The organism is Pseudomonas fluorescens group sp. PF-69 (assembly GCF_054481235.1).
Genome location: NZ_JBTMNC010000001.1, coordinates 3,321,644 through 3,337,323, shown reverse-complemented (window position 1 = coordinate 3,337,323; position 15,680 = coordinate 3,321,644). Strand labels below are relative to the sequence as shown.

The following is a 15,680-nucleotide window of genomic DNA, read 5'->3' as shown; positions in this document are numbered from 1 at the left end:
TACATTTGATTTTCGGTGAACACCGATTTTGTGACCGGCCTGAAACCACTGCGGGAGCGAGCCTGCTCGCGATGGACTCAAGTGCAACGCGTTGATTCAGAAAGCACGCGTCATCGTTAACGTCCTTCGCGAGCAGGCTCGCTCCTACAACGGCACCCTTGCATCGGTATCGGCCTTGAAAAAACGCAAAAGCCTGAGACTGCGACCAACGATCAGACCGTTGATGATGCCTGACGCCAGTGCGGACGTTGCTACCGCCGACACGCCATCAACGAGTTCCGGGTACATGGCCTCTTGATATCCGCTGTAGTAACGCCAGGCAAAGAACCCCCAATACACAAGTAGCACCTTGGCGGTGCCATTCAGCACTAGACGTTCTCCATCGCGTACTACGCCTTTGTACGAATAAAAGCGCAGTGCCAGAACGAAGCCTGCCAGCATCCCCAGCACATATATCGAGAGCGGGATTGCAGCGTCTTGGGAGAAATTCAACGAAACCAGGGAAATGGCGACAAATACCGCCGGAGTGAACTGCAACGACCTCTTCGATTCATGACTTTTGAAACAGGCGCGAACTCCGTAATAAGTCAGGATAAAAAAGACCGCGTAAACCCACAGCGGTGTACCACGCAAAATGTCGTACATATGCCTCCCTGGCATTGCAATTCACTCAACCAAGCGTCGTTGAAAAACGGCGATGGACTCAAGTGCAACGCGTTGATTCAGAAAGCTCGAGTCATCGTTAACGTCCATCGCGAGCAGGCTCGCTCCTACATTTGATTTTCGGTGAACACCGATTTTTTGCCCAACCTGAAACCACTGTGGGAGCGAGCCTGCTCGCGATGGACTCAAGTGCAACGCGTTGATTCAGAAAGCACGCGTCATCGTTAACGTCCTTCGCGAGCAGGCTCGCTCCTACATTTGATGTTCGGTGAACACCGATTTTTTGTCCGGCCTGAAACCACTGTAGGAGCGAGCCTGCTCGCGATGGACTCAAGTGCAACGCGTTGATTCAGACAGCCCGCGTCACCGTTAACGCCCATCGCGAGCAGGCTCGCTCCTACATTTGATTTTCGGTGAACACCGATTTTGTGACCGGCCTGAAACCACTGTGGGAGCGAGCCTGCTCGCGATGGACTCAGGCACGACGCGTTGATTCAGACAGCCCGCGTCATCGTTAACGTCCATCGCGAGCGGGCTCGCTCCTACAGGTTACTAGCTGCTCTTGTGCAACTTGCTCATCAACTCCGCCTCAGCCTGGGTCAAGCCGCAGGACTGGGTCAGTTCGTCGACACTGGCGCCCATTCCAACCAGTCGTGCCGCCTGGGCGAACGACAGGCTGGAAGGGTCGCGCTGTTCCAGCTGGGCCAGTTTGTCCGGCAAAGGCGCGACGATCGCGCGCAGTTCGTGCAGGTCTTCGCCCATGCGCACGCTGCCGTTCTGGTAATTATCGACGCGCTTGGCCAGCTCCTTGATGCGCTGATCGCGCAGCGCATCACTCTGGGCCTGTTGCGCGGCAATCAGCCGCTGACCGCGAATGTACGCCAGAAACATTGCCAGCGTGCCTGCCCAAAACAGGAACAGGACAATGACCGCCACCTCAAGAATCAATCAGATACTCTCCAGTTCCGACCATTCTTCTTCGCTCATCATCTTGTCGAGTTCGACCAGGATCAGCAGTTCGTTGTTCTTGTTGCACACGCCTTGAATGAACTTGGCGGACTCTTCGTTACCCACGTTCGGCGCGGTTTCGATTTCCGACTGACGCAGGTAAACCACTTCGGCCACGCTGTCGACCATGATCCCGACCACTTGCTTGTCGGCTTCGATGATGACGATACGGGTGTTGTCGCTGATTTCGGCGTTCATCAGGCCGAAGCGCTGACGGGTGTCGATCACGGTGACCACGTTACCGCGCAGGTTGATGATGCCCAGCACGTAGCTCGGTGCACCCGGAACCGGAGCGATTTCGGTGTAGCGCAGGACTTCCTGAACGCGCATCACGTTGATGCCGTAGGTTTCGTTGTCCAGTTTGAAGGTTACCCATTGCAGGATCGGATCTTCGGAACCCTTTGCCGCCGTCGCCTTATCATTCATACCCTGACCCCTCAAGAAACCGCCCTAGCGGTGTTGTTCTGTTATGTAGGTTTGTGAGCCGGCTTGCTGCCGCCCATGTGCCTGGCCCCACCGCTGGCGATCAACTCGGCCAGCGCGGAAACGTCGAGCAATGCACACATGTGTTCAATCACGGTGCCCGCCAGCCATGGCCGTTGACCACGATGACTGCGCCATTTGATTTCGTTCGGGTCCAGGCGCAACGAGTGGCTGACCTGATGCACCGCCAACCCCCACTCGTAGCCCTGGACCGAAATGACGTATTGCAGGCCCTGGCGGAAGTCATCGCGATAACGGTCGGGCATGACCCAACGCGCGGTGTCCAATACCTTCAGATTGCCCGCCTGGCTCGGCAGGATGCCGAGGAACCATTCCGGCTGGCCGAACAACGGCGTCAGTTCATGCCCCGCCAGCGGGTAGATCGACCCCAGGCACACCAGCGGCACCGCCAGGGTCAAACCGGCGACATCGAACAGCAGGCATTCGAACGGTTCGGCGGCCCAGGACGGACGACCATCGGTTTCCACCGGTGGCGGCGTGTTGGCCGGCGGCAGATGCACTTCGACGACCGGCGGCACCAAGGCTTGGTGCATTTCATCGGGTGGCGGGACCAGTGCCTGCAGCAACGGCGCGATGGTCGATACCGGCGCCAGAACGGGGGCCGGTGCTTCGAGCACGGCGACTGCAGGCTTCAGCACTGAAGGTGTCAGTTCCGGGGCAGCAGCGACGGCGGCTTTTTGTGCATCACGGGCCTGTTCTTCGAGCACGGCCGCCTGGAACTCATCCAGCGCAGCTTCGACTTCAATCGCTTCGACAACTTCGACGACTTCAGCAAGCGCTTGAACTTCAACCGGCAGTTCTTCGGTCGCCTCCATCAGCAAGCTGTCCAGATAAGACTGGAGCGCCAGTTGCGGACGCGAGGTGGTCTTCACTGGCCGATTCATGGCTGCCCCCTTGCAGGAGCGAGCTTGCTCGCGATGAAGGTATGAGCGCCGCGCATCCCCAGGAAGCCCGCGTTATCGTTGTCGTCCATCGCGAGCAAGCTCGCTCCTGCCGGGACTGGATTCATCTCACGCCACCTGCGGAACGAGTTGCGCCGCCAGCAAATGCTTGAGCAACGAACGGTAGGCCAGAACGCCCCGGCTTTTCCCGTCGAATTGCGAAGGCGTCAGCCCTGCCCGGCTGGCATCGCGCAATCGCGTGTCCACCGGAATGTAGCCTTGCCAGATGTCGTCAGGGAATTTGTCGCGCAGGACACGCAGCGTGCCCATAGACGCTTGCGTGCGGCGATCGAACAAGGTCGGCACGATGGTGAACGGCAGCGCCTGTTTGCGTGACCGGTTGATCATCGCCAGGGTGTTGACCATACGCTCCAGGCCTTTGACCGCCAGGTGTTCGGTCTGCACCGGGATCACCAACTGCTGGCTCGCCGCCAAGGCATTGACCATCAGCACGCCCAGCAATGGCGGGCTGTCGATCACCGCGTAGTCGAAGTCTTGCCACAACTGCGCCAGGCTCTTGGCAATCACCAGGCCCAGGCCACTCTGGCCCGGTGACTGACGCTCAAGGGTCGCCAGCGCCGTACTCGATGGCAGCAGGGAAATGCGTTCGTCGCTGGTGGACAGCAACAACTGGCCGGGCAAGCCCTCAGGCACGCTGCCCTTGTGCAGGAACAGGTCGTAGTTGCTGTGTTCCAGAGTGTCGGGGTCGTAACCGAAATAGCTGGTCATGGAGCCGTGGGGGTCGAGATCGACCACGACCACGCGCTTGCCCGCCTCGGCCAGTAATCCGGCTAAAGCGATAGAGGAAGTGGTTTTACCGACACCACCCTTTTGATTGGCGACTGCCCAGACTCTCATTCGGATTGTTCCTCCCGGCCGATTGGATCGACCGAGAAATAGCTCAACGTGTTAATGCGGGTGACGGAGAATTGACGGCTCCCTCTCGTCCCGGCGACTTGACCGGGGTCGGTGCAGTTTGTGTGCCAGCACGCTTCAACGCCGCATCCGGTTGTGCATGAGCGGTCCCCGTGCCGGTCAGGCTGCGTCGCACATCGAGATTGCGCGACACCACCAGCACCACCCGACGATTGCGCGCCCGGCCTTCTGCCGTGGCGTTATTGGCCACTGGCTGGAATTCGCCGTACCCCACCGACGCCAGGCGACCCGGGTTTACCCCCTGCATCGCGAGCATGCGCACGATACTGGCCGAACGGGCCGAAGACAGTTCCCAGTTGGTCGGGTACTGCGCCGTGCGAATCGGTTGATCGTCGGTGAAACCCTCGACATGAATCGGGTTGTCGAACGGCTTCAGAATCGCGGCGACCTTGTCGATGATGTTGAACGCGATGTCGCTGGGCATGGCGTCGCCACTGCCGAACAACAGGCTGGAATTGAGTTCGATCTCGACCCACAACTCGTTGCCGCGCACAGTCATCTGATTGGAGCTGATCAAGTCGCCGAACGCCGCACTGATGTCGTCGGCGATGCTTTTGAGTGGATCGCTGGTGCCAGCGACACCGGCATCGACCTGATCACTGTCCTGGACCAGTGGCTTGGCCGGAGTCACGGTCTTCGGTCGTTCTTCGCCGATCGGGATCGGTTTCAAGGAGCGATCGGCGTCGGTGAAGACACCGATCAGCGCTTGGGAAATAACCTTGTACTTGCCTTCGTTGATCGAAGAGATCGAGTACATCACCACGAAGAAGGCAAAGAGCAAGGTGATGAAGTCGGCGTAGGAAACCAGCCAACGTTCATGGTTTACATGCTCTTCATGCTGGCGACGGCGTGCCATCGTTCATTACCCCCATCAATCCATGAAGCCCTGAAGCTTCAACTCAATGGAGCGAGGGTTTTCACCTTCGGCGATCGACAGGATGCCTTCCAGCAGCATTTCGCGATAACGCGATTGACGCAGCGCGATGGACTTAAGTTTCGCGGCAATCGGCAACAGCACCAGGTTGGCACTGGCCACGCCATAGATGGTGGCGACGAAGGCCACGGCGATGCCGCTGCCCAGTTGCGACGGATCACCCAGGTTGCCCATGACGTGAATCAGGCCCATCACCGCACCGATGATGCCGATGGTGGGTGCGTAACCGCCCATGCTTTCGAAGACCTTGGCGGCTTCGATGTCACGGCTTTCCTGGGTATAGAAATCGACTTCCAGAATGCTGCGGATCGCTTCGGGTTCGGCACCGTCGACCAACAGTTGCAGGCCTTTGCGCGAGTAGTTGTCGGGTTCGGTGTCAGCCATGCCTTCCAGCCCGAGCAAGCCTTCCTTGCGCGCGGTGAGGCTCCAGTTAACGACACGGTCGACGCCACCGGCCAGATCGATGCGCGGCGGAAACAGAATCCACGCCAGAATCTGTATGGCGCGCTTGAAGGCACTCATCGGGGATTGCAGCAACGCCGCGCCGAGGGTCCCGCCGAGTACGATCAACGCCGCCGGGCCGTTGGCCAATGCACCGAGGTGACCGCCTTCGAGGAAGTTGCCACCAATGATGGCAACGAACGCCAGAATGATCCCGATCAGGCTGAGAACGTCCATCAGACACACGCCTCGACCAGGTGCCGGCCAATGTCGTCGAGGCTATACACAGCGTCAGCGAGCTCGGCCTTGACGATGGCCATCGGCATGCCGTAGATCACGCAGCTGGCTTCGTCCTGGGCCCAGATCGAACTGCCGCCCTGCTTGAGCAGGCGCGCACCTTCACGGCCGTCGGCCCCCATCCCGGTCAACACGACCGCCAGAACTTTGTCACCGTAGGACTTGGCTGCGGAACCGAAGGTGATGTCGACACAGGGTTTGTAGTTCAGACGCTCGTCGCCCGGCAGGATTTTCACCGCGCCACGGCCGTCGATCATCATTTGCTTGCCACCCGGCGCCAGCAGCGCCAGGCCCGGACGCAAGATGTCGCCGTCCTCGGCTTCCTTGACACTGATGCGGCAGAGCTTGTCCAGACGCTCGGCGAATGCCTTGGTGAAGGCGGCGGGCATGTGCTGGATCAGCACGATCGGTGCAGGGAAATTGGCCGGCAACTGGGTCAACACCCGTTGCAGGGCAACCGGACCGCCGGTGGAGGTGCCGATGGCGACCAGTTTGTAGGCCTTGCGTTTTGGCGCAGGCGACGAAGGCGCGTGCGCAGGTGCACGAGCCGGAATCGGAGCCGGACGCGCAGGCACGTTGCCGCTGTAACTGCCAACGCTCGAAGGCGCGGGTGTCGGGGCGGGGGCCGCTACCGGTGGCGGTGCGGCGTAAGTGCTGATGCGTCGGTTACTGCGCGAGATGCTGAGAATCTTCTCGCACAGCAGTTGCTTGACCTTCTCGGGGTTGCGCGAGATGTCTTCGAAATTCTTCGGCAGGAAATCCACCGCGCCGGCGTCCAGCGCATCCAGGGTGACCCGGGCGCCTTCGTGGGTCAGCGAAGAAAACATCAAGACCGGAGTCGGGCAGCGCTGCATGATGTGCCGCACTGCCGTGATGCCATCCATCATCGGCATCTCGTAGTCCATGGTGATCACGTCCGGCTTGAGGGCCAGCGCCTGATCGATCGCCTCTTTTCCGTTGGTCGCCGTACCGACGACCTGGATATTCGAATCCGCTGCAAGAATTTCCGAGACGCGGCGGCGGAAAAACCCCGAATCATCCACCACCAGGACTTTGACTGCCATAAACACTCCGTTAGACAGAGCGAGGCTCAGTCGCCCCGCTCCATCAGAATCAAATACGCCGCGTGGCGTAACGCTTGAGCATGCTCGGAACATCGAGAATCAGCGCGATGCGACCGTCACCGGTAATGGTGGCGCCCGACATGCCTGGGGTTCCCTGGAGCATTTTGCCCAATGGCTTGATGACCACTTCTTCCTGGCCCACCAGTTGATCGACGACGAAGCCGATCCGCTGAGTGCCCACCGAAAGGATCACCACATGGCCCTCGCGCTGCTCTTCGTGAGCGGCGGAGCTGACCAGCCAGCGTTTGAGATAGAACAACGGCAGCGCCTTGTCCCGCACGATCACTACTTCCTGGCCGTCCACGACATTGGTGGTCGACAGGTCGAGGTGGAAAATCTCGTTGACGTTCACCAGCGGGAACGCGAACGCCTGGTTGCCGAGCATGACCATCAGCGTCGGCATGATCGCCAGGGTCAATGGCACCTTGATGACGATCTTCGAACCCTGGCCCTTGGCCGAGTAGATGTTGATCGAGCCGTTGAGCTGGGAAATCTTGGTTTTCACCACGTCCATGCCCACGCCACGACCCGACACGTCGGAGATCTCGGTCTTGGTCGAGAAGCCCGGGGCGAAGATCAGGTTGTAGCACTCGGTGTCGCTCAGGCGATCGGCCGCGTCCTTGTCCATCACGCCGCGTTTGACCGCGATGGAACGCAGGACGTTCGGGTCCATGCCCTTGCCGTCATCGGAGATCGACAGCAGGATGTGGTCGCCTTCCTGTTCCGCGGCCAGGATCACCTTGCCACCGCGGGCCTTGCCCGAGGCTTCGCGTTCTTCCGGCGACTCGATACCGTGGTCGACTGCGTTGCGTACCAAGTGGACCAACGGGTCCGCCAGGGCCTCGACGAGGTTCTTGTCGAGGTCGGTTTCTTCGCCGACCAGCTCCAGGTTGATCTCTTTCTTGAGCTGGCGAGCCAGGTCGCGAACCAGACGCGGGAAGCGCCCGAAGACTTTCTTGATCGGTTGCATCCGGGTCTTCATGACCGCGGTCTGCAGATCGGCGGTGACCACATCGAGGTTCGACACAGCCTTGGACATGGCCTCATCGGCGCTGTTGGCACCCAGGCGAACCAGGCGGTTACGCACCAACACCAATTCGCCGACCATGTTCATGATTTCGTCGAGACGTGCGGTGTCGACCCGCACGGTTGTCTCTGCTTCACTGGCCGGCTTTTCGTGCGCCGGGGCCGGGGTCGCGGCACGGGCCGGAGCCGGTGCAGCAGCGGGTGCCGGTGCTTCGGCCTTGGGCTCGCTAGCCTTCGCCACCGGTTTCGGCGCCGCGGCCTTGGCCACCGGCGTCGCCACCGAAGCACTGGTGCCGGCAGCACTGGCACCGGTAGCAGTACCGACTTCAGTGAACTTGCCTTTGCCGTGCAATTCGTCGAGCAGCGATTCGAACTCGTGATCGGTGATCAGATCGCTGCCCGCTGCGGCGGCGTTTGGCGCTGCTGGCGTCGGTACCGAAGCGATGGCCGACTCCAGCGCATCGACAGCAAAGTTGCCCTTGCCGTGCAACTGATCGAGCAAGGCTTCGAATTCGTCGTCGGTGATATCGGAGCTGTCGCCCGCCTCTTTCGGGGCTTGCGGTTCCGCAGGCGCCGCCACCGCATCAACGGCGAACTGACCTTTACCGTGCAGTTGATCGAGCAACGACTCGAACTCGGCATCGGTGATTTCGTCACTGGCGGCGGCAGCGCCGTCCGGTGCTGGAGCAGCTGCTGGCGCTTCCGCCTGGGCCTTGACGGCATTCAGCGAGTCCAGCAGTTGTTCGAATTCATTGTCGGTGATGTCGCCCGCGCCGCTTTCGGCAACGGGCTCTTCCATCACTTCGGCGACAGGCGCGGGAGCAGCCTCGTCAGCCGATTGCGGCTCGGCCAGACGGGCCAGCGCCGCAAGCAATTCGGGTGTGGCCGCCGTGATCGGGCTGCGTTCACGGACTTCGCCGAACATGCCGTTCACCGCGTCCAGTGCTTCGAGAACCACGTCCATCAATTCCGAGTCAACGCGACGCTCGCCCTTGCGCAGGATGTCGAACACGTTCTCGGCGATGTGACAGCACTCCACCAGCTCATTGAGCTGAAGGAAGCCGGCGCCCCCTTTTACAGTGTGAAAACCGCGAAAAATTGCATTGAGCAAGTCCGCATCATCCGGCCGGCTTTCCAGCTCGACCAGTTGCTCGGACAGTTGCTCTAGAATCTCGCCGGCCTCAACCAGGAAATCCTGAAGGATCTCTTCATCGGCGCCGAAGCTCATTAAGGGGGTGCTCCTACAGGTCTAAAAACCCAAAAAACCTAAAATTCTAAAACGCTAAAATCCCAGGCTGGATAACAAATCGTCCACATCGTCCTGACCGGACACAACGTCTTCTCTTTTATCGGCATGAATCTGCGGACCTTCACCCTGAGAGAGATGTTTTTGTGGATCTTTTTCTGCAAGCATCGCTTCACGGTCATGTTCGATGCCCGCGAAGCGGTCCACCTGACTGGCCATGAGCACGAGCTTGAGCAGGTTGCTTTCGACTTCGGTGACCAGAAGGGTCACACGCTTGATCACCTGACCGGTGAGGTCCTGGTAATCCTGGGCAAGCAGGATGTCGTTCAGGTTGCTCGACACCGCGCGGTTGTCTGCGCTGCTGCGCGACAGGAAACCATCGACTCGCCGGGCCAGTTCGCGGAACTCTTCAGCCCCGACTTCGCGACGCATGAACCGCCCCCAGTCCGTGCTCAAGGCCTGGGCTTCATCAGCCAGGCTGTTGACCAGCGGCGTGGCGGTTTCCACCAGGTCCATGGTGCGGTTGGCCGCGGCCTCGGTCAGCTTGACCACATAACCCAGACGCTCGGTGGCATCAGTGATCTGTGACACCTCCTCGGCTTGCGGCATGTGCGGGTCAATCTGGAAATTGACAATCGCACTATGCAGCTCGCGGGTGAGCTTGCCCACTTCCTGGTACAGGCCGCGGTCACGGGTCTGGTTGAGCTCATGGATCAATTGCACAGCATCGCCGAACCTGCCTTTTTCAAGGCTCGCGACCAGTTCGACGGCGTGTTTTTTCAGGGTCGATTCAAAATCGCCCTGCGATGATTCGTTATGTCCCATAGCTCCCCCGTGGCGCAGTTCAACCGATGCGTTCGAAAATCTTCTCGATTTTTTCTTTCAACGCCTGGGCCGTGAAGGGTTTGACCACATAGCCGTTAACGCCCGCCTGGGCCGCTTCGATGATCTGCTCGCGCTTGGCTTCAGCGGTCACCATCAACACGGGCAGATGCTTGAGCTTTTCATCGGCACGCACGTGGCGCAGCAGATCGATACCGGTCATGCCAGGCATGTTCCAGTCCGTCACCAGAAAGTCGATGCTCCCGCTGTTGAGAACCGGAATGGCAGTAGTGCCATCGTCGGCCTCGACCGTGTTGGTGAACCCAAGGTCACGCAACAGGTTTTTTATGATCCGCCGCATCGTTGAGAAGTCATCAACGATGAGGATTTTCATGTTCTTGTCCAATTCGACCTCCAAGCAGACTAAAACGCGCCCAGCACCTGGACGCGCCATTTCAATCAATCTGGCAAAGCACTCAATGACAGTCTGGAGTACAACGGATCGAGACCGGCGCGGCTAATACCCCACCAGTCACGTCGCAGTGCCCCCACACTGCCTTCAGCGCGCTCGCCACTCTCCCAAACGCCCCCGCAAGCGGGCCGCGCACTGGCTGTGTAACTGGCTGACCCGAGATTCGCTAACCCCCAGGACCTCACCGATTTCCTTGAGATTCAACTCTTCGTCGTAGTACAGCGCCAACACCAGTCGCTCGCGCTCCGGCAAATTGGCAATCGCATCCGCCAGCGCCGCCTGGAAGCGTTCATCTTCCAGATCGCGTGACGGCTCGAGATGAGCACTCGCGCCATCCTCGTGCAGCCCTTCGTGTTCGCCGTCCTGCAACAGATCGTCGAAGCTGAACAACCGGCTGCCCAGGGTGTCGTTCAAAATCCCGTAATAATCGTCGAGACTCAATTGGAGTTCGGCCGCAACTTCGTGATCTTTAGCGTCACGGCCGGTTTTAGCTTCAATCGAGCGAATTGCGTCGCTGACCATGCGCGTGTTGCGGTGAACCGAACGAGGCGCCCAGTCCCCCTTGCGCACTTCATCGAGCATGGCGCCGCGGATTCGTATGCCCGCGTACGTTTCGAAACTCGCGCCTTTGCTGGCGTCGTATTTGGCCGACACTTCCAGCAGGCCGATCATCCCGGCCTGGATCAGGTCTTCGACCTGGACACTGGCCGGCAGGCGCGCCAACAAATGGTAGGCAATGCGTTTAACCAGTGGCGCGTAACGCTCGATCAACTCGTACTGCGCGTCACGTGCCGACTTCTTGTACAGGTTGTAACCGCTGGCGGTCATAGCACGGGTCCTGCCGTTTGTTGCACGAGGCGCTCAACGAAAAACTCCAGGTGTCCGCGCGGGTTGGCAGGCAGCGGCCAGGTGTCGACTTTCTGGGCGATGGCCTTGAACGCCAGCGAGCACTTGGAGCGCGGGAACGCTTCGTAGACGGCACGTTGCTTCTGCACGGCCTTGCGTACGCTTTCGTCGTAAGGCACGGCACCGACATATTGCAGGGCGACGTCGAGAAAGCGATCCGTGACCTTGGTCAGTTTGGCGAACAGATTGCGGCCTTCCTGCGGGCTCTGCGCCATGTTGGCCAGGACCCGGAAACGGTTCATGCCGTAATCGCGGTTGAGCAATTTGATCAAGGCGTAGGCGTCGGTGATCGAAGTCGGCTCGTCGCAGACCACCAGCAAGACTTCCTGCGCCGCGCGGACAAAACTGACTACCGAGTCACCAATGCCCGCAGCGGTGTCGATCACCAGTACGTCGAGGTTGTCGCCGATGTCGCTGAAAGCCTGGATCAGGCCGGCGTGTTGCGCCGGACTCAGATGAACCATGCTCTGGGTGCCGGACGCGGCCGGAACGATGCGGATGCCGCCCGGCCCCTGCAGCAGGACGTCGCGCAATTCGCACCGGCCTTCGATCACGTCGGCCAGGGTACGTTTGGGTGTCAGGCCCAGGAGAACGTCGACGTTCGCCAGCCCCAGGTCGGCGTCCAGCAGCATGACGCGACGGCCAAGCTCAGCTAAAGCCAGGGACAAGTTCACTGACACGTTAGTCTTCCCGACGCCACCTTTGCCGCCGGTCACCGCGATCACCTGTACGGGATGCATGCTGCCCATGTTATTTCTTTACCTTGTCTTGCATAGACGGAGGCCACATTACTGGCTGCGCGTTCTCAACCGGAACAATGCATGGCAGACCATCGATGTAGGTACAAAAACTATTCATTTTTACCTCAGCCAACCTGCTTGGTCGGACTGTGGTAGATGTCAGCGAACATGTCAGCCATGGCTTCTTCGCTGGGTTCTTCCTGCATTTGCACGCTAACGGCGCGACTGACCAACTGATGACGACGCGGCAGATGCAAATCATCCGGAATCCGCGGGCCATCGGTCAGGTACGCCACCGGCAGTTCATGACTGATGGCCAGGCTCAACACCTCGCCCAGGCTGGCCGTTTCATCCAGTTTAGTCAGGATGCAGCCCGCGAGCCCGCAGCGCTTGTAACTGTGATAAGCGGCGGTTAGAACCTGTTTCTGGCTGGTGGTTGCCAGAACCAGATAATTTTTCGATTTGATGCCCCGACCGGCCAGGCTTTCGAGCTGCATGCGCAGGGCCGGATCACTGGCCTGCAGGCCGGCGGTATCGATCAGCACCACGCGCTTGCGCAGCAATGGATCCAGCGCCTGCACCAGGGATTGCCCCGGATCGACATGGGTCACCGACACATTGAGAATCCGACCAAGGGTTTTGAGCTGCTCCTGGGCACCGATGCGGAAGCTGTCCATGCTCACCAGCGCGATGTTCTGCGGGCCGTACTTGAGCACGTAACGAGCGGCCAGCTTGGCCAGGGTGGTGGTCTTGCCCATGCCGGCGGGGCCGACCATGGCAATCACACCGCCCTCTTCCAGCGGCTCCATTTCCGGCGTAGCGATCATCCGCGCCAGGTGCGCCAGCAGCATGCGCCAGGCCTGACGGGGTTCGTCGATATCGGTGATCAGCGCCAGCAGATCCCGCGACAACGGGCCGGACAGGCCGATGCGCTGCAAACGGCGCCACAGGTTCGCCTGATCCGGACGGCTGCCTTGCAGCTGATTCCAGGCCAGGGAGCCGAGCTGTACTTCCATCAGTTCACGCAGGCTGTTGAGTTCGAAACGCATGGAGTCCAACGCCCGCGGGTCCACACCACTCGACGCTGGCGCAGCGGCGGGTGCAGGACGACGGGGTTCGGCATACGTCGGTTCGATCAACGGCTCGGCGGCGGTCAACGGCAGGCCGGCGAACAATTGACGATTGATGCCAATGTCGCTCTCGCCATCGCCTCGCAGGCTCAATTCAGCCTGGGCGGTGACGATCCGCGATTGCGTCTTGCGCAGCTCGTCCTCGAGTTCCATGTTCGGCACACGCGGGGCCAGCGCCGACAGCTTGTAATCCAGGGCAGCCGTGAGTTCGACACCACCGGCGATACGGCGGTTGCCAATGATGGCGGCGTCGGCGCCCAGCTCATCACGAACCAGCTTCATGGCCTGACGCATATCGGCGGCGAAAAAACGCTTAACTTGCATAAACCACTACCTCAGCCGTTGGGCCCTACTGTCGCAACGATGGTCACTTGCTTGTTGTCAGGGATTTCCTGGTAAGCCAACACGTGCAAACCCGGGACTGCCAGCCGGCCAAATCGCGAAAGCATCGCGCGAACCGGTCCAGCGACCAGCAGAATCACCGGTTGACCTTGCATCTCTTGACGCTGCGCCGCATCGATCAACGAGCGCTGCAGCTTCTCAGCCATGCTTGGCTCCAGCAGAACGCCCTCTTCAGAGCCTTGTCCTGCCTTCTGCAGACTATTGAGCAATATTTGTTCCAACCTTGGCTCCAGAGTGATAACCGGTAGCTCCGACTCAGTGCCTACAATGCTTTGGACGATTGCGCGGGATACGCCGACGCGCACGGCGGCCACCAAGGCGGCAGTATCTTGACTCTTGGCGGCATTGTTCGCGATGGCTTCGGCGATGCTGCGGATGTCCCGCACCGGCACCTGCTCGGCCAACAGCGCCTGCAGCACCTTGAGCAACTGCGACAGCGAAACCACGCCCGGCACCAGCTCTTCCGCCAGCTTTGGCGAGCTTTTGGCCAGCAACTGCATGAGTTGCTGCACTTCCTCGTGGCCGATCAGCTCGCTCGAATGCTTGTACAAAATCTGGTTCAAGTGGGTTGCCACTACTGTACTGGCATCGACCACGGTATAGCCGAGGGATTGCGCCTGTGCACGCTGGCTGATTTCGATCCAGACCGCCTCCAGGCCAAAAGCCGGATCTTTGGCGGTGATGCCATTGAGCGTCCCGTAGACCTGCCCCGGGTTAATCGCCAACTCGCGCTCCGGGTAAATTTCCGCCTCGGCCAGGATCACCCCCATGAGGGTCAAGCGATAGGCACTGGGTGCCAGGTCGAGGTTGTCACGTATATGCACGGTGGGCATCAGGAACCCGAGGTCCTGAGAAAGCTTCTTGCGCACGCCCTTGATTCGCGCGAGCAACTGGCCACCCTGGTTTCGGTCCACCAGCGGGATCAGGCGGTAGCCCACTTCCAGGCCGATCATGTCGATAGGCGTCACATCGTCCCAACCCAGCTCCTTGGTTTCCTGGGCGCGAGCCGGCGAAGGCAACAGTTCTTGCTGACGCTTGACCTCTTGCAGCGCCTGGACCTTGGCCACGCTCTGCTTCTTCCAGAACAGGTAGGCGCCGCCTGCCGCCAGGGCCGCCATGCTCAGGAACGAGAAATGCGGCATGCCGGGCACCAGGCCCATGACCGCCATCAAGCCAGCGGCCACCGCCAGTGCCTTGGGCGAAGCGAACATCTGGCGATTGATCTGCTTGCCCATGTCTTCCGAACCGGAAGCACGGGTCACCATGATCGCGGCAGCGGTCGACAACAACAGTGATGGCAATTGCGCCACCAAACCGTCACCGATGGTCAACAGCGCGTACACCTTGCCGGCATCGGCAAAGTTCATGTTGTGCTGGAAGATCCCGACCGCCATGCCGCCGATCAGGTTGATGAACAGAATCAGCAGGCCGGCAATGGCGTCACCGCGAACAAACTTGCTGGCACCGTCCATGGAACCGTAGAACTCGGCTTCCTGGGCCACTTCCATCCGGCGCAGCTTGGCTTGGTTCTGATCGATCAGGCCGGCGTTGAGGTCGGCGTCGATGGCCATTTGTTTACCGGGCATCGCATCCAGGGTGAAACGCGCGCTGACCTCGGAGATGCGTCCGGCACCCTTGGTCACCACGACGAAGTTGATGATCATCAGAATCGCGAACACCACGATACCGACCACGTAGTTACCGCCGATCACCACCTCACCGAAAGCCTGGATCACCTTGCCGGCAGCGGCGTGGCCGTCCTGGCCATGGAGCATCACCACCCGCGTGGAGGCCACGTTCAACGCCAACCGCAACAACGTCGCCACCAGCAGAATGGTCGGGAACACCGCGAAATCCAGCGGCCGCAAGGCGTACACGCACACCAGCAGCACCACGATCGACAGGGCAATGTTGAAAGTGAAGAACACGTCGAGCAGGAACGGCGGCACCGGCAACATCATCATCGCCAGCATGACCAGCAGCAACAGCGGCACACCCAGGTTGCCTCGACTGAGGTCAGCGATATTGCTGCGGGCACTGTTGATTAACTGAGAGCGATCCACCGGTTTTCCCCGTTCCTTTAAAGCA

15 protein-coding genes are annotated in these 15,680 nt (G+C 60.1%); all 15 read right to left on the bottom strand.

All coding sequences use genetic code 11. The features are described 5' to 3' along the window. Positions 1-144: 144 nt before the first annotated feature. The gene (locus ACX3YF_RS15510; RefSeq protein ID WP_448647305.1) at positions 145-645 is read right to left on the bottom strand and encodes a hypothetical protein; all 501 of its coding nucleotides are present in this window, start codon (positions 643-645) and stop codon (positions 145-147) included. Positions 646-1,215: 570 nt separating this feature from the next. Then, positions 1,216-1,611 carry a DUF2802 domain-containing protein gene (locus ACX3YF_RS15505; protein WP_103402497.1) on the bottom strand — a complete coding sequence of 132 codons (396 nt, stop codon included), beginning with the start codon at positions 1,609-1,611 and terminating at the stop codon, positions 1,216-1,218. Continuing rightward, positions 1,612-2,097 (bottom strand): chemotaxis protein CheW, encoded by a 486-nt coding sequence (locus ACX3YF_RS15500; RefSeq protein ID WP_007980742.1) that lies wholly within the window; start codon positions 2,095-2,097, stop codon positions 1,612-1,614. It abuts the gene before it with no gap. Positions 2,098-2,138: 41 nt separating this feature from the next. Further along, on the bottom strand, positions 2,139-3,059 hold the full coding sequence (locus ACX3YF_RS15495) for a chemotaxis protein CheW (protein WP_448647306.1): 921 nt from the start codon (positions 3,057-3,059) through the stop codon (positions 2,139-2,141). A 126-nt stretch (positions 3,060-3,185) separates the two neighbouring features. After that, entirely contained in the window at positions 3,186-3,974 is a 789-nt protein-coding gene (locus ACX3YF_RS15490) for a ParA family protein (RefSeq protein ID WP_130203773.1), read from the bottom strand. 43 nt (positions 3,975-4,017) lie between these two features. Next, positions 4,018-4,908: a flagellar motor protein MotD gene (motD, locus tag ACX3YF_RS15485; RefSeq protein WP_130203774.1), complete on the bottom strand. Its 891-nt coding sequence runs from the start codon at positions 4,906-4,908 to the stop codon at positions 4,018-4,020. A 15-nt stretch (positions 4,909-4,923) separates the two neighbouring features. Further along, a complete protein-coding gene (locus ACX3YF_RS15480; protein ID WP_130203775.1) occupies positions 4,924-5,664 on the bottom strand; it encodes a flagellar motor protein in 741 nt (246 codons plus the stop codon). Further along, on the bottom strand, positions 5,664-6,788 hold the full coding sequence (locus ACX3YF_RS15475; RefSeq protein WP_448647307.1) for a protein-glutamate methylesterase/protein-glutamine glutaminase: 1,125 nt from the start codon (positions 6,786-6,788) through the stop codon (positions 5,664-5,666). Before ACX3YF_RS15475 ends, ACX3YF_RS15480 begins: the two co-directional genes overlap by 1 nt. A gap of 49 nt (positions 6,789-6,837) precedes the next feature. Next, the gene (locus ACX3YF_RS15470) at positions 6,838-9,102 is read right to left on the bottom strand and encodes a chemotaxis protein CheA (protein WP_448647308.1); all 2,265 of its coding nucleotides are present in this window, start codon (positions 9,100-9,102) and stop codon (positions 6,838-6,840) included. Positions 9,103-9,156: 54 nt separating this feature from the next. Continuing rightward, entirely contained in the window at positions 9,157-9,945 is a 789-nt protein-coding gene (locus tag ACX3YF_RS15465) for a protein phosphatase CheZ (RefSeq protein ID WP_047531959.1), read from the bottom strand. Positions 9,946-9,964: 19 nt separating this feature from the next. Continuing rightward, positions 9,965-10,336 carry a chemotaxis response regulator CheY gene (locus tag ACX3YF_RS15460; RefSeq protein WP_003183998.1) on the bottom strand — a complete coding sequence of 124 codons (372 nt, stop codon included), beginning with the start codon at positions 10,334-10,336 and terminating at the stop codon, positions 9,965-9,967. A gap of 165 nt (positions 10,337-10,501) precedes the next feature. Beyond that, on the bottom strand, positions 10,502-11,242 hold the full coding sequence (gene fliA / locus ACX3YF_RS15455) for an RNA polymerase sigma factor FliA (RefSeq protein ID WP_047531963.1): 741 nt from the start codon (positions 11,240-11,242) through the stop codon (positions 10,502-10,504). Further along, positions 11,239-12,069: a flagellar synthesis regulator FleN gene (gene fleN, locus ACX3YF_RS15450; protein ID WP_008001746.1), complete on the bottom strand. Its 831-nt coding sequence runs from the start codon at positions 12,067-12,069 to the stop codon at positions 11,239-11,241. The genes fliA and fleN overlap by 4 nt, the downstream gene beginning before the upstream one ends. Before the next feature lie 116 nt (positions 12,070-12,185). Next, complete coding sequence (gene flhF, locus ACX3YF_RS15445) at positions 12,186-13,514, bottom strand: flagellar biosynthesis protein FlhF (RefSeq protein WP_130203778.1); 1,329 nt, start codon at positions 13,512-13,514, stop codon at positions 12,186-12,188. Positions 13,515-13,525: 11 nt separating this feature from the next. Next, entirely contained in the window at positions 13,526-15,655 is a 2,130-nt protein-coding gene (gene flhA / locus ACX3YF_RS15440; protein ID WP_198132644.1) for a flagellar biosynthesis protein FlhA, read from the bottom strand. Positions 15,656-15,680 lie beyond the last annotated feature (25 nt).

Coding starts and splice junctions, on each gene's coding strand:
- ACX3YF_RS15510 (WP_448647305.1), bottom strand. CDS start 645: ATGTACGACATTTTGCGTGGTACACCGCTGTGGGTTTACGCGGTCTTT.
- ACX3YF_RS15500 (WP_007980742.1), bottom strand. CDS start 2,097: ATGAATGATAAGGCGACGGCGGCAAAGGGTTCCGAAGATCCGATCCTG.
- ACX3YF_RS15495 (WP_448647306.1), bottom strand. CDS start 3,059: ATGAATCGGCCAGTGAAGACCACCTCGCGTCCGCAACTGGCGCTCCAG.
- ACX3YF_RS15490 (WP_130203773.1), bottom strand. CDS start 3,974: ATGAGAGTCTGGGCAGTCGCCAATCAAAAGGGTGGTGTCGGTAAAACC.
- motD (WP_130203774.1), bottom strand. CDS start 4,908: ATGGCACGCCGTCGCCAGCATGAAGAGCATGTAAACCATGAACGTTGG.
- ACX3YF_RS15480 (WP_130203775.1), bottom strand. CDS start 5,664: ATGGACGTTCTCAGCCTGATCGGGATCATTCTGGCGTTCGTTGCCATC.
- ACX3YF_RS15475 (WP_448647307.1), bottom strand. CDS start 6,788: ATGGCAGTCAAAGTCCTGGTGGTGGATGATTCGGGGTTTTTCCGCCGC.
- ACX3YF_RS15470 (WP_448647308.1), bottom strand. CDS start 9,102: ATGAGCTTCGGCGCCGATGAAGAGATCCTTCAGGATTTCCTGGTTGAG.
- ACX3YF_RS15465 (WP_047531959.1), bottom strand. CDS start 9,945: ATGGGACATAACGAATCATCGCAGGGCGATTTTGAATCGACCCTGAAA.
- ACX3YF_RS15460 (WP_003183998.1), bottom strand. CDS start 10,336: ATGAAAATCCTCATCGTTGATGACTTCTCAACGATGCGGCGGATCATA.
- fliA (WP_047531963.1), bottom strand. CDS start 11,242: ATGACCGCCAGCGGTTACAACCTGTACAAGAAGTCGGCACGTGACGCG.
- fleN (WP_008001746.1), bottom strand. CDS start 12,069: ATGGGCAGCATGCATCCCGTACAGGTGATCGCGGTGACCGGCGGCAAA.
- flhF (WP_130203778.1), bottom strand. CDS start 13,514: ATGCAAGTTAAGCGTTTTTTCGCCGCCGATATGCGTCAGGCCATGAAG.